The sequence below is a fragment of the Pontimicrobium sp. MEBiC06410 genome (assembly GCF_053601615.1).
The window spans coordinates 40,456-56,291 of the sequence record NZ_JBSHNT010000140.1; the positions used below are offsets into that span (position 1 = coordinate 40,456).

Sequence of the window (15,836 nt, forward strand, 5' to 3'; positions counted from 1 at the left end):
AATTTGTTTTATCTAAAAATTATCTGCTTAAGTATAAACGTCCTTGTTTTGCTTTTGTAATACCATCATTGTAGTTAAAAATGTAGTAGTATACTCCAACTGGCAAATCTCCTTTTCCTATGCTTGGTTGATTCGATGTTCCATCAAAGCGAGGTGTTGAAGCATTTCCTTTATAAACCATATTCCCGTAACGGTTGTATATTTCCATATCGAAATTAGGGTATAGTAATTCTACATTATCAATATCGAATGTTTCGTTATTTCCATCTCCATTTGGTGAGAACCCATCTGGTATTGTTAGTAAGCCACATCCTGTTAAATCTGGTGTAAATTCAAAAGGCACACTACTTTCACATCCTGTAGTGGTATTTACTAATACTGCATAATAAGTAGTCCCTACTGTTAATAGTGTTTCGCTTGAAATAACATTTCCATTTACTGCTGAATCGTACCATATAACATTGTCTTGAGACGGCTCGTATTGTGCAATATTGATTGTTAAATCGTTTATTGTTGGATTATCATTAATACATAATTCTAATTCTGGATTTGCCAATACTGGTGTTGGTGCATCACTTACTGTTGCTATAATTTGAACACTTACAGACGACTCGCAACCAGTGGTTCCTGTTTGTGTTGCAAAATAATCTTCTCCATCTTCTAATGCTGTTGTACTATTTACTACTGTTGTTAAGGTTGCATCTGTATACCAAATGATTGTTCCTGTTGTAGATATTGAAGCACTTAAATCTGCTACTGTAGCGTTATCTGTTACACAAAATACTGGATTAGCATCTACTACTGTTGGTGGAACTGAATTATTTACTGTTACTGTAACTTCTGCTGTTGCATCTGTTGTACAGAAACCAGTTGCTGCAACTGTATATGTATATGTCCCTGCTGTATCTACTTCTGGGTCGAATACGCCTGTTCCACTTGCTAATGCTGGAGACCATGTTCCTGTTGTATCGGGTGTACCTGTTAGCTGCGTAAATAAATCTATTGTGCCATCTATTACGCAAAGTGTTATTGCTGCATTTCCTCCTGCATTAGGCGCCTGTGTTACTGTTACGACTACTTCGCTAGTAAAGTTTCCACATCCATTTGCTAGTAAATAGGTGTAGGTTCCATCTGGGTCTACTAATGGGTCAAATACGCCTGTTCCACTTGCTAATGCTGGAACCCACGCTCCTCCTGCATCTACTGTTCCTATTAGGGTAAATAAATCTGTAGTTCCATTATTGCTACATATTTCTAAAACTGCATCTGTTCCTGCGTTTAAAGGTGCGTCTATGGTTAATGTTATTGTTGTTGTTGCATCTACACATGGTGCAATTGCTGTTACTTCGTATGTAAAGTCGTAATCTCCAGGAGCTAGTCCTGTTGTATCAAACGGACTTGTAACTACTGTTCCTGTTATGTCTGTACCCATATACCACGTTCCGCCTGCATCTTCTGTTCCATCTAATCCTTGTGTTAAATCTACTGCTGTATCATTTTCACAGACATTAAATGTATTTGTATTTACTCCTCCTGAATTTGGTGTGGTATTTATGGTTACTGTTACTTCTACTCTTGTTACAGATTCGCAGTTAGCATCTGTTTGAGTGGCATAATATGTTTCTCCGTCTACTAATGCTACTACTGCATCTAACGGTATTCCTCCTGTTGCTTCTTCATACCATTGTATTGTTGTTCCTGCTGCTACTAAGTCTCCTACTGTTGCTGCATCACAAAATGCTTGAGAGGCCATTGCCGTTGGTGCAACTGTATCGCTTATAGTTATTGTTACTGTTTCTGCATCGTCTGGACAAAATGTTGTACTTACTGTGTATGTATAATTATACACGCCTGTAGTTAATAGTGTTAAATCTACTGTATTTCCTGCTAAGGCTCCTGATGTATCATCGTCTGTCCATGTTCCTCCTACATCGTTTCCTGTTAATTGGCTAAATAAATCTAATGGTGTGTTATTTGGTACATCTATTAAACAAATTGTTATTGGTGTTGCTGTTCCTGCTTCTGGGCTATCGTTAATAGTAATTTCTACTGTACTACTACTTGTACAACTACTGCCGTCTGTAATGGTGTATGTATAATTATAGGTACCGATTGCTAATAGTGTTAAATTTACTGTGTTTCCTGTTAAGGCTCCTGATGCGTTATCGTCTGTCCATGTCCCTCCTGTATCATTTCCTGATAATTGACTAAATAGGTCAAACGGTGAGTTCATTGCTGCATCGTTTTCACAGAATGCTATTGGTGTTGCTACTCCTGTATTTGGTGTGGCATTAATAATTATTTGTACGGTTACATCTACATCTGTACAGTTTCCTATTGGTGGCACTGAATAGGTATAGTTGTGTGTTCCTGCTGTTAGCCCTGTAATGTCTATTGGGTTTGTTAGTACTGCTCCTGTTGTATCTGCTCCATCATACCATGTTCCATTAGTATCTTGTGTTCCATCTAATAGTGTGAATAAATCGAATGGTGAATTTGTAGCTACATTTTCTTCACAAATTTCTACTGGTGCTAATGCTTCTCCTGATTCTGGTGCTTCTTCTATTGTTATGTCTACTGTACTACTATTTGTACAGCTATTTCCGTCTGTTATACTATAGGTAAAATTATAACTTCCAACGGTTAATAGTGTTAAGTCTACATTACTTCCAGATAGTGCTCCTGTTGTATCGTCATCTGCCCAAGTTCCTCCTGCATCGTTTCCTGATAGTTGATTGAATAAATCGAATGGTGAATTTGCTTCTAGTTGATTTTCACAAAAAGCTATTGATGATGCTATTCCTGAATTTGGTAAATCGTTTATTATTATTTGTACGGTTACATCTACATCTGTACAGTTTCCTATTGCTGGTACCGAATAGGTATAGTTATGCGTACCAACTGTTAATCCTGTAATGTCTATTGGGTTTGTTTGTACTGTTCCTGTTGTATCTGCTCCATCATACCATGTTCCATTGGTATCTTGTGTTCCATCTAATAGTGTGAATAAATCGAATGGTGAATTTGTTCCTAAGTCTGATATACAAATCTCAACTGGTGTTAATGGTTCTCCTGACTCTGGTGCGTCTTCTATAGTTACGTTTACTGTTGTACTATTTGTACAGCTATTTCCATCTGTTATACTATAAATATAATTATATGTTCCAATTGCTAATAGTGTTAAATCTACTGTGTTTCCTGTTAAGGCTCCTGATGCGTTATCGTCTGTCCATGTTCCTCCTGCATCGTTCCCTGATAATTGATTAAATAAATCTAAAGGTGTATTTATAGCTGGATCATTTTCGCATAGTAATACTGGTGTAGCTGTTCCTGTATTTGGTAATGGGTTAATTGTTATTGTTACTGTTACTAATTCATCATCGCAAGTTCCTATTGCATCTACATCGTATGTATAATTATATGTTCCTGATGTTAATATTGATAAATCTACTGGGTTTGTTGTTACTGCTCCTGTATTATCTAAACCTGCATACCAAACACCTGTTTGGTCTTCTCCATCTAATAAATCGAATAAATCAAAGCTTGCTGGTGCTGCTGATTGGCAAAATTCTGGGCTTCCGTTTACTGTTCCAGATTCTGGAGCTGGTTCTATTGTTATTGTTATCGCTTCTGTGTCGCTACATGTTCCATTATCTATTGTGTAATTATATGTATATGGGCTTCCTGCAACTGTAAGTACTGTTATATCTATTGGGTTTGTAACTGTTGCTCCAGTTCCATCTGTCCATGTTCCTGAAGTGTTATCTTGAGTGTCATCTAATGCACTAAATAAATCGAATGGTGAATTTGCTACTAAATCATTTTCACAAAATGTTTGATTTACTGCATTTCCTGCATTTGGATCTTGCAGCACCATTACTTCTACTGTAGTCGATTCTTCTGGGCATGGGTTAGGTAATACATTTTGCGTATATGTAAAATTATATGTTCCTGGAGTATACGTAGATAAATCTATAGGTGATGTTACTACCGGGTCTGTACTTGATAATCCTTCTGTCCATTGTCCGTTAGGGTCCTCGTTATCTAGTAATGTTGTTAAATCAAATGCGGAAGGCAATCCAGACTCACAAAAAGTTGCTGGACTACTAACCGATATTGTTCCAGAGATAAACGTCTCGTATATTGTAATAGTTACTGTTGCTGTATCCTCTAAACAGGCTCCATTAGCAGGAACTGTATATGTAAAAGTGTAAACTCCTGGTGTTGTTAGTGTAGATATATTAACAGTACCTAAGTGACCATTTGAGGTTGCTAACGGTCCTGTCCATGTTCCTACTGTATCTGGGCTTCCTCCTAATTCATTAAATAAATTAAAATCGGCTGTTGGTATATTATTATTACAATAATCTAATGTTCCAGAAGTTCCTGCTATAAAAGGGTCCTGTATTGCCACAATGACTTCAACGGCATTACTTGTACAGAAAAAATCACTTGCTTGTACAAAGTAGTTTTCACCATCTACTAATGGCGTTGTTAATTGTAAGGCTGGTAGAATTGGATCTCCGTTTCCATCTACGTTAGCATACCAACTTACATTATCTGTACTACCTGCATTTAAATCTCCAACGGTTGGGTTTGTGTCTGAACAGAAATCTTGTGGTGTTGGTGGTGTTGGATCTTGTGGTGCAGTAAATACTGCTGTACTACCGCCTTCTATTTGACTTCTACAACCTCCATTATCTACAAAAACAATAAAAAAGTTTGTGCCTCCATTTGGTAATGTGTCGGTTCCAGCAGCTTGGTTCATTAAAGCAGAATCATAATAGACTTCTACGCTTCCGCCAGATGGGGCTTCAGATTGTAATACTTCGTCTATGTAGGTTTGTATTGTTGCATTATCTGTTGAGCAGTAAATAGCATCTAAGTTATTTCCTGTTTCACCTACAACAAAATCTATAATAATAGAACTCCTTATAGCACAAGTACCTGCAGAATCGTCTGCGTAATAGGTTCCTTCTTGAACTAGTTCTGAGTCTGTAAATGCATTACCATTAGTTAAAGCGTCGTACCATACAACGCCTCCACCGTTATCTGTAACATAAATGTTTAAATCTGCAAACGTTAAACCTGCAGCATCACAGATGGGGTTTGGATTTGGGGTTGTTACTGTGGGGCATTGGGCACTTGCTGAAAGTGCAGTGAATAAAAATACCAGAATGTAGGATATGTGCATATATGCTTTCCTAAACAAAGGTGGGGGGCTTGTTTTCATAATGAATAAAAGTATAGTTAGAATAGCTTTTCTTAAAAAAGAAAAATCAAATATAAACGTATTAATTATATATACATTACATACATAATAATTTCTTACAAAATAGCAATTTAGCTGTTTTTTAAGCATTTCATCGGTTTAAAACACTCTTTCTGTATGCATACATAGTATAACAACGTAAAACCCAACATTTTTTAAAACAAAAAAGCTCATTCAATTAGAATGAGCTTTTTTGTTTTATATGTTAAAGATTAGTGTTGTAATTCTTCTTCACCATCTTTTAAAGGAATAATCTGAGATACAAAATCATCATCATGCCCTGGCTTACTATAGTCGTATGCCCAACGGTGTACATGAGGAATTTCTCCTGGCCAGTTACCGTGAATATGTTCTACTGGTGTTGTCCATTCTAATGTATTAGATCTCCATGGGTTTTGCACAGCTTTTTTACCATAAAACATACTTCTAAAGAAGTTGTATAAGAATACTATTTGAAATGCTCCTCCTATTAACGCGAATACAGTAATAACTACATTTACGTCTGCTAAATCATCAAATAATGGGAAGTTACTGTTAGTGTAATAACGTCTTGGTAAACCAGCCATTCCAATAAAGTGCATAGGGAAGAATACTCCATAAGCACAGATTGCTGTTACCCAGAAGTGAACATAGCCTAAGTTTTTGTTTAGCATACGCCCAAACATTTTAGGGAACCAGTGATATATCCCTGCAAACATTCCATAAAGCGCAGATATACCCATTACCAAGTGGAAGTGTGCAACTACAAAATAGGTATCATGAACATTAATATCTAATGCACTATCTCCTAAAATAATTCCTGTTAAACCTCCTGTTATGAACGTAGATACTAATCCAATTGAAAATAGCATTGCTGGGTTCATTTGGAGATTACCTTTCCATAGCGTAGTAATATAGTTAAATGCTTTTACCGCAGATGGTATAGCAATTAATAATGTTGTAAATGTAAATACAGATCCTAAGAATGGGTTCATTCCTGAAATAAACATGTGGTGTCCCCAAACAATTGTAGATAAAAATGCAATTGCTAATATTGAAGCTACCATGGCACGGTATCCAAAAATTGGTTTACGTGAGTTAGTTGCAATAATTTCTGAAGTTATACCTAATGCTGGTAATAATACAATATATACTTCTGGGTGACCTAGGAACCAGAATAAGTGTTCAAATAATACTGGTGAACCTCCTTGATAATGTAATACTTCTCCTTGGATGAATATGTCTGATAAGAAAAATGATGTACCGAAGCTTCTATCCATTATTAATAATAATGCCGCAGATAATAATACTGGGAAAGAGATAATACCAATAATAGCAGTTACGAAAAATGCCCATATTGTTAATGGAAGTCTAGTCATAGACATTCCTTTTGTTCTTAAGTTTATTACTGTTACTACATAATTAAGAGAACCTAATAATGAAGAAGCAATAAATATAGCCATAGATACTAACCACATTGTCATACCTGCTCCAGAACCTCCTTGTGCTAATGGTAATGCACTTAATGGAGGGTAAATAGTCCAACCTGCTGCTGCTGGTCCGGCTTCTACAAAGAAAGATAATACCATGATAACACTTGAAAGGAAAAATAACCAATAGGACACCATGTTTAAGAATCCTGAAGCCATATCTCGCGCTCCAATTTGTAATGGAATTAACAAGTTACTAAATGTACCACTTAATCCTGCTGTTAGTACAAAGAATACCATTATAGTACCATGAATTGTTACTAATGCTAAATAAATATCTGCATCCATAACACCATCTGGTGCCCACTTACCTAATAAGGTTTCAAATATTGCATTTCCTTCTTCTGGCCATGCAATTTGCATACGCATCATAAGCGACATCATAACTCCAATAACACCCATTATAGTACCAGTGATTAGGTACTGCTTTGCTATCATTTTATGATCTTGACTAAATATGTATTTAGTTATGAATGTTTCTTTATGATGGTGACCATGATCGTCGTGTGCGTCGTGAGTATCTACTGCGTGTGCTGACATAATCTAATATCTTTTTTCTTTTAATTATTAGTTGATAAGAGAATCTTTAAATGCTTTCTGTGTTTTTAACCAAGCTTCATATTCTTCTTGAGTTTCTACTACTATTTTCATTTGCATATTGTAGTGAGATTTACCACAAATCTTATTACATAATAATAGATAGTCAAATTCGTAACGCTCTAAAGCTTCTTCTCCATTTGCTTGTAATTCTTTACTCTTCTCTACTCTAATTCTGTTAATGTTTTGAACCTTATCAATCATTTCAGGAGTTGCTCTCATATCTTCTGTAGTTACAGTAGGTGTAAACCCAAACTGTGTAATCATACCTGGAACACAGTTCATCTGAGCTCTAAAGTGAGGCATGTAAGCAGAGTGTAGCACATCTTGAGAACGCATTTTAAATAATACTGGACGTCCTACTGGTAAGTGTAACTCTGTTGTTATAATATCGTCTTGAGCATTAGGGTCTGATTCATCTATACCCAATATGTTAGCACGATCTATATCAATTAATCTAACATTTGCTTTACCTAGTGTATTATCTGCTCCAGAGTAACGTGCTTTCCAGTTAAACTGTTGTGCATATAATTCTATAACTATAGTATCGTCTTCTTCAGATACATTCATTATTTCTGTCCATGTAAATAACCCTTGAATAATTAATCCTGCTAATACTATTACTGGGATAATTGTCCAAATTGCTTCAAGTTTGTTATTATCTGCAAAGAATAATGCTTTTTTTCCTTTTTCGCCTCTGTATTTAAAAGCAAAATAGTGCAATAAGAATTGTGTTATAGTTTGTACAAAGAATATAATAACCATAGATATAATCATTAGGTTATCTATTCCTGGTCCATGCTCTGATGCTGAGTTAGACATTAATGGTAAATCGCCATACTTAACAAAACATATAATGGTAATTACATATATGAAGATTAAGAAACCTAACATTAAGTAGCCATTAATTTTGTTGTCACCGTCATGCGCTATTTGATTGTCTCCTCCATTGGCATTGCCTTGAGTTAAATCAAATATTTTAACCATTTGCCATATGGCAACTAAAATAAATACTAAAACTAAAATTGATAATAAAGCCGTCATTGTTGTCGTTCTTCTTTACTTATTTATATTAATAATGGAAATGTTCACTTTCCTTTATGAATGGGTTTCTTTTTGCTGTTAAAGGTTGCTTAGATATCGCATAGAAAACTATTAATATGAATAACCCTGCAAAGAATAACACCGATGAAATCTCAGGAATCCCAATATGCCAATGGTTTCCAACTGTTGCTGGCATTATCATATTAAAGATATCTAAATAGTGTCCTCCTAATATTACTAATCCTGCCATTACAACAAACCAAGGGATACGTTTGTAATCGCTATTCATTAATAATAATAATGGGAATATAAAGTTCATTGCTAACATACCAAAGAAAGGTAGTTTGTAATCTTCTATACGTGTTACAAAGTATGTTACCTCTTCTGGAATATTTGAGTACCAGATTAACATAAATTGAGAGAACCATAAGTAAGTCCAGAAGATACTAAATGCAAACATGAACTTAGCTAAATCATGTAAATGGCTATCATTTACATGTGGTAATAAGCCTTTACCTTTTAAATATAAAGTTATTAAAGCTATTACAGTAATACCACAAACCATCATTCCTGCTAATACGTACCACCCAAATAATGTACTAAACCAGTGTGGGTCTACACTCATAATCCAATCCCATGACATCATAGATTCTGTATATAAAAAGAATACTAAAAATGCTGCTGAAATACGGAACGTCTTTTTAAAGTTTTTGTTATCATTAGCTTCATCTTGTGCTAAAGAGAATTTTCTAGAGAAATATCTGTATGCAGACCACCCTCCAATAAATATTAATGCTCTAATTACAAATCCAGTTGTATTTAACCAACCTGATTTACCTGCTACTAATGCATCGTACTTAGGGCTTTCTGGTTTAACCATATCTGGATTCATCCAAACAAAAATATGATCTCCTGCAAAAACTGCTATTCCAACAACTATTAAAGCGCCTGGTAATAGGTAATAGGTTATTCCTTCCATTACTCTAAATAATAATGGCGACCAACCTGCTTGAGATGCATATTGTACGGCATAAAAGGCTAATACTCCTAATGCAATCATCATAAAGAAAAATGCTGCTACATATAATGCAGAATATGGTCTGTTATGAATGGCATGCTGTACGTGTTCAACATGTTTTTTGTGTTCGTCTACTTTATCATGAGAACCATTTGCAGAAGCATGACTATCACCATGAGCTGTTTCAGCTTTGTGAGTATCTTGTCCTTTAGTTTCTCCATGACTTGCTGCTGCATCATGTCCTCCACCGTGGTGAGACTCGTCTGCCAGCATTTGTTCTACTTGTTCGTATGTCTTATGTGAAGACATAAAACCAGAAGTTATTCCTATTGCTCCAAGAATAATTAGAACGATAGCAGTAATTTTTAGTCTATTTGAAAATGTGTACATATCTATATATAAACTTTATCTAAATCTTATTTTTCTAAATCTGCTTTTAACTTTAAAACATAAGCAATAACTTGCCAACGCTCTTCTTCGTTAATTAGGTTAGCATAAGAACCCATAGCATTTTTACCGTAATAAACTGTATGGTAAATACTACCTTCAGTGATTGCTCGTCCTGCATCTGCATAACTTGGTACACCTAAGATTTTTTCACGCTTTACTAGTTTACCTTGTCCTTTACCTTTATTACCATGACAGATACCGCAGTAAATATCATATAATTCTTTTCCTCTTACTAAATCTATTTGTGTAGAGTCTAAAGGGCTTTTTAATGTTTCTTTTGCTAAAGCATATCCTTCATTTGTGTTATCGATATCAAAAGGAGTGTATCCTCTTGGTACTGATCCCTCTGCAGGTAATTGAGCTTCTCTTCCGTTTGCAAATGCATTGGACTCTTGATATGTTTCATATCCTGGAGACACATACATGTTTGGCATGTATTCGTAGTTTGGTCTAGATTTCTTTTGACATGAAGCAAAAGAGATTAGGACTACTGCCAATATTGTTATTTTAATAATACTTTTCATCTTGTATAATTAATGTGCTTTATCTACTATATTTATTTCAACTGCTCCAGTTTCAACTAAAAGACTTTCTAATTCAGTTTCGTTACCATGAACTGGTATTTCCATTAAAAAATGATCGTCTGTTGTTCTTGGGTCTGGGTTTTCAGCTTTCTTAAAAGGCCACATTTTACTACGCATGTAAAATGTTATTACCATTAAGTGAGCTGCAAAAAATACTGTAAGCTCAAACATGATAGGCACAAATGCTGGCATGTTTTCTAAATAGCTAAAACTTGGCTTACCACCAATGTTTTGTGGCCAATCTTCTATCATAATGAAATTCATCATTACAGTGGCTACACATAAACCTACACATCCATACATGAATGCTGCTATTGCTATTCTTGTTGGGGCTAAGCCCATTGCCTTGTCTAGTCCGTGAACTGGAAAAGGTGTATATATCTCTTCGATATGGTGTTTTTCGGCTTTAACTTTTTTAACAGCTGCCATTAAAACATCGTCATCGGTATAAATAGCGTGAATTACTTTTGAAGCTTCCATATGCTACTCTCTAGTTTATTAAGTTTTTAGCTTGTCCTGACCAGTCATCACGTTCTGCTCTTCCAGGGAAAGAACCAGTAATTGAGTCTAACAAATCATATTCTTTTTTCGTCATCTTACTAACCTGAAGGTAAGAGTATATTCCTATACTGTTTAACACTTCTTCCATTTTAGGACCAATACCATTAATCTTTTTAAGATCATCTGGTGTTTGTGTACTAGAATCGAAAGTACCGATAGTTCCTAAAAGACTATTAACACTCTCTGTAGTATCTGTAGAAGCTTCTACTTTTGGTGTTGCTTCTGTTCTATTAGATACTGTTGCAGTTTTACCATTAGAAGTTCTAGGGTCTGAACCTGTTCCTACTAAACTATCTCCTCTTTCTCTAATGTTTTTATAACGTTCTCCAGAAGACTTTAATATAGTTTTAACCTCTGCTTGTGCAATTACTGGGAATGTTCTAGAGTATAATAAAAATAATACAAAGAAGAATCCTATTGTTCCAATAAATATCCCGATATCTACAAAGGTTGGAGAGAACATTGTCCATGAAGATGGTAAATAATCTCTGTGTAATGATGTTACTATAATTACGAAACGCTCAAACCACATTCCAATGTTTACTACAATAGATATTGCAAAAGAGAACATGATACTTGTTCTTAGTTTCTTAAACCACATAAACTGTGGAGAGAACACGTTACAGGTCATCATTGCCCAATATGCCCATGCATAAGGTCCTGTTGCTCTGTTTAAGAACGCGTATTGTTCGTACTCAACTCCAGAATACCATGCTACGAATAACTCAGTAATGTATGCCACACCTACTATAGAACCAGTAATCATAATTACAATGTTCATTAATTCGATGTGTTGTACTGTAATGTAGTCTTCCATGTTACATACTTTTCTCATGATGATAAGTAATGTGTTTACCATTGCAAATCCAGAGAAAATTGCTCCTGCAACAAAGTAAGGAGGGAATATTGTTGTATGCCAACCTGGTATTACAGATGTTGCGAAGTCAAAAGATACAATCGTGTGTACAGAAAGTACTAATGGTGTTGCCAACCCTGCAAGTACTAAAGATACTTCTTCAAAACGTTGCCAGTCTTTTGCTCTACCTGTCCATCCAAAACTTAACAGACTGTATATTTTCTTTTGAAAAGGTTTTACTGCTCTATCACGAATCATTGCAAAATCTGGTAATAAACCTGTCCACCAGAATACTAATGATACCGATAAATATGTTGAGATTGCAAATACATCCCAAAGTAATGGAGAGTTAAAGTTTACCCATAATGACCCAAATTGGTTTGGTATAGGTAATACCCAGTAAGCTAACCAAGGTCTTCCCATGTGTATTACAGGGAATAAACCAGCTTGTACTACTGAGAAAATTGTCATTGCTTCTGCAGAACGGTTAATTGCCATTCTCCATTTTTGACGGAATAATAATAGTACTGCAGAAATTAATGTTCCTGCGTGACCAATACCAACCCACCAAACGAAGTTAGTAATATCCCAGGCCCAACCTACGGTTTTATTTAAACCCCAAGTTCCTATACCTGTAGATATAGTGTAAATCATACATCCAATTCCCCAAAGAAACGCGACAAGTGCGATTGAAAAGACAATCCACCACTGTTTATTTGCTTTTCCTTCTACTGGAGCAGCAATATCAACAGTTACATCGTGATACGATTTTTCGCCTGTAACTAAAGGTCTTCTAATAGGTGCTTCGTAATGAGACGCCATAATCCTTTTATAATTGTTTGTTAGTTATTCTATTTTATGCTTCTGTTGTGTTCCTTACTTTAGTATGATACTGAACATTAGGTTTAGTACCAACACTTTCTAATAAGTGATACATACGATCGTCTTTTAAAAGTTTTGCAACTTTACTATTTTTATCGTTTATATCTCCAAACACCATTGCTCCACTACTACAAGCTGCAGAACATGCTGTTTTAAATTCTCCATCTTTAATAGCTCTACCATCACGTTTCGCATCAAGAATTGTTTTTTGTGTCATTTGAATACACATAGAACATTTCTCCATAACTCCACGAGAACGAACCGTTACGTCTGGATTAATTACCATTCTTCCTAGGTCATCATTCATGAAATAATCGAACTCATCATTTCCATTATATAAGAACCAGTTAAAACGACGTACTTTATATGGACAGTTGTTTGCACAATATCTTGTACCTACACAACGGTTATAAGCCATATGGTTTTGTCCTTGACGACCGTGTGATGTTGCCGCTACTGGACAAACTGTTTCACATGGTGCGTGATTACAATGTTGACACATTACTGGCTGGAACGCCACCTGTGGATTATCTGCTGCTATTTCTAATTCGCCAAATCCTCCTAAAGAACCGTTATCTCCTGATAAACCTGAGAATCCATCTTTTTTGTCGTTATCTTGTTCGAATGTATCTTCACTAGAATAGTATCTATCTATACGTAACCAATGCATATCTCGACTACGACGTACTTCTTCTTTACCTACAACAGGAACGTTGTTTTCTGCGTGACATGCTATAACACAAGCCCCACATCCTGTACAGGCGTTTAGGTCTATAGATAGGTTGAAGTGATGCCCTACTGTACGATCAAATTCATCCCATAAATCTACATCTGGAGAAGTTACTGGAGTTTCTTCGTGATTTAAAGATACTACAGGTATTGCATTCCAATGTTCTTTATCTTTAGTATTAAAGATTTCTAGTGTTGTTTCTTTAATGATATCTCCACGACCCATTAAAGTATTTTGTAATTGTACACAAGCAAACTCGTGCATACCAGATGCTTTTGCTACAGTTACATTTTGTATTGTATTGAATCCTTGGTATAATGCATAAGCATTAACACCAGTTCTCATTTCTTCTTTTATTCCTTCACTCGTTCTACCATAACCTAATGCTAAACCAAAAGAGCCTTTAGCTTGTCCTGGCTGAATGATAACTGGAACTGTTAATGTTTCACTTCCTTGTACAGAAATATTTACATAACTACCGTTTAATCCTCCTGTGGCGTCATGATCGTTAACCACACCTAATTCTTTAGCATCTGCTGCCGACATTGTTAAGTAGTTATCCCAAGATGCTCTTGTAATTGGATCTGGAAACTCTTGTAACCATGGGTTATTGGCTTGTTGCCCATCTCCCATACCTACTTTAGTATAAAGTGTTAACTCCATACCCTTAGATGTTGCTTGTGCTAAAGCTCTTGCAGCGTTTCCTGATGGTGTTTCTACAGCTATTACTTCAGCATTTTCGTTCTCAACGGCATCCTCCTCTTCTACTACTGGAGCTGTACTTGTTGAAACAAAGATACCATCGTGAAGTGCTTTATTGAACGATCCACCATTTAAGATAGATTCATTCCAAACCATTTTAATATAATCGTTAAGAGATACATCATTTCCATTCCACATTAATAATGCGTCTTGAAATTGTTTTGTATCAAATAAAGGACGTATTGTTGGTTGCATTAATGCAAAATGTCCTTTTTTAATTTCTACATCTCCCCATGATTCTAAGTAATGAGGTGCTGCAGCTATATAGTTTGTTAAAGCTGATGTTTCGTCAACTTTCATAGAGAACGCAATAGATAATCCTGTTTTCTTTAAACCTTCTGCAAAATCATTTGCATTTGGCAAAGTATACATAGGGTTTACTCCACTCATAATAAGTGCTCCTACTCTACCAGCTTTCATATCTGATATTAAAGTTGCAACTTTATTATTATCTCCTTGTCTTGTTTGTATTGTATTTACAGTATCGAATGCTTTACTACTAATGTGTTCATTAATTTCTAACACTACTGTTTGTGCATTTACATCTTGTATTCCTGTTACAACAACACCATTACTACCTGCTCTTTTAATTTCGTTAGCTGCTTTTTGCACAGCGTCTCCTATAGCTTTAGGTAGATTAACAGACACAGAACCTCCAGTAATTAAACTGTGCAATTTTGCTAGTGCTAATTTTTGTTGTGTTGGTGTTAATGGCACACGTTTATCTGCATTTGCTCCAGATAAAGACATGTTAGATTCAAACTGTACGTGGCGAGACATTTTACCATGACTAGGCACACGTCCTTTTGCGTAACCTGAGTCGAAACCTCCACCTTGCCAATCGCCTAAGAAATCTGCACCTACAGATACTATTGTTGTTGCTTTAGAAAAATCGTAATTAGCTAAAGCACGTTGGCCATATTTAGCTTGAAATGCATCCAACGCAGCAGATTCTGATACAGCATCATATTGTACGTGTTTTACATTTTCTCCATATTTTTCTTTAAATTCTGAAATTAATTTACTTGTTGAAGGACTAGCATACGTTTGTGTTAATAACACAATTTGTTTTCCAGAATTTTTTAAGGCATCAAGTTGTTGTGTTGTCTCAGACATTAACGAAGACCAAGAGATAACACTCTCACCTTTCATTGGTGTCTTTAATCTCTTACTATCGTACAAACTTAAAACCGATGCATTTACTCTGGCGTTAGCACTACCATTAGCAGTTGCCATTGTATTATTTTCAATTTTAATTGGACGACCCTCACGAGTTTTTACTAAAACGCTTGCATAATCAAATCCATCTGCAATTGTTGTTGCATAATAATTAGCTACACCAGGAATAATAGTATCTGGCTGAACTACATAAGGAATTGATTTAACTACTGGTCCTTCACAGGCTGCTAACGATGCAGCTGCTGTACTAAAACCAACATACTTTAAGAAATCACGACGCGTTGTTGAAGACTTCTCTAATGTTTCCTTATCTCCTAAGAATTCATCTGTTGGAATTTCTTGAACAAATTCGTTTTGTTTTAGCGTCTCAACAATAGAGCTATTTTCTTTTAGCTCCTCAACACTTTTCCAGTATTTCTTGTTTGATGACAT

At 35.5% G+C, this 15,836-nt stretch carries 8 protein-coding genes; all 8 read right to left on the bottom strand.

Going from position 1 to position 15,836, the window contains the following annotated elements:
• Nucleotides 1–19: 19 nt before the first annotated feature.
• The 8 genes from ACVC08_RS03965 to ACVC08_RS04000 all read right to left on the bottom strand — a co-directional run bounded on the left by ACVC08_RS03965 (nt 20) and on the right by ACVC08_RS04000 (nt 15,836).
• A complete protein-coding gene (locus tag ACVC08_RS03965) occupies nt 20–5,233 on the bottom strand; it encodes a T9SS type B sorting domain-containing protein (RefSeq protein ID WP_452601075.1) in 5,214 nt (1,737 codons plus the stop codon).
• Nucleotides 5,234–5,484: 251 nt separating this feature from the next.
• On the bottom strand, nt 5,485–7,281 hold the full coding sequence (locus ACVC08_RS03970) for a cytochrome c oxidase subunit I (RefSeq protein WP_452596950.1): 1,797 nt from the start codon (nt 7,279–7,281) through the stop codon (nt 5,485–5,487).
• A 27-nt stretch (nt 7,282–7,308) separates the two neighbouring features.
• The gene (locus tag ACVC08_RS03975) at nt 7,309–8,382 is read right to left on the bottom strand and encodes a cytochrome c oxidase subunit II (RefSeq protein WP_452601076.1); all 1,074 of its coding nucleotides are present in this window, start codon (nt 8,380–8,382) and stop codon (nt 7,309–7,311) included.
• 28 nt (nt 8,383–8,410) lie between these two features.
• Nucleotides 8,411–9,790, bottom strand: a complete 1,380-nt coding sequence (locus tag ACVC08_RS03980; protein ID WP_452601077.1) for a quinol:cytochrome C oxidoreductase — start codon at nt 9,788–9,790, stop codon at nt 8,411–8,413.
• A gap of 26 nt (nt 9,791–9,816) precedes the next feature.
• Nucleotides 9,817–10,374, bottom strand: coding sequence for a c-type cytochrome (locus ACVC08_RS03985; protein WP_452601078.1), 558 nt, complete (start codon nt 10,372–10,374; stop codon nt 9,817–9,819).
• A 9-nt stretch (nt 10,375–10,383) separates the two neighbouring features.
• On the bottom strand, nt 10,384–10,914 hold the full coding sequence (locus ACVC08_RS03990; RefSeq protein WP_452601079.1) for a DUF3341 domain-containing protein: 531 nt from the start codon (nt 10,912–10,914) through the stop codon (nt 10,384–10,386).
• A 10-nt stretch (nt 10,915–10,924) separates the two neighbouring features.
• Complete coding sequence (nrfD, locus tag ACVC08_RS03995) at nt 10,925–12,673, bottom strand: NrfD/PsrC family molybdoenzyme membrane anchor subunit (protein WP_452601080.1); 1,749 nt, start codon at nt 12,671–12,673, stop codon at nt 10,925–10,927.
• Nucleotides 12,674–12,707: 34 nt separating this feature from the next.
• A complete protein-coding gene (locus ACVC08_RS04000) occupies nt 12,708–15,836 on the bottom strand; it encodes a TAT-variant-translocated molybdopterin oxidoreductase (protein WP_452601081.1) in 3,129 nt (1,042 codons plus the stop codon).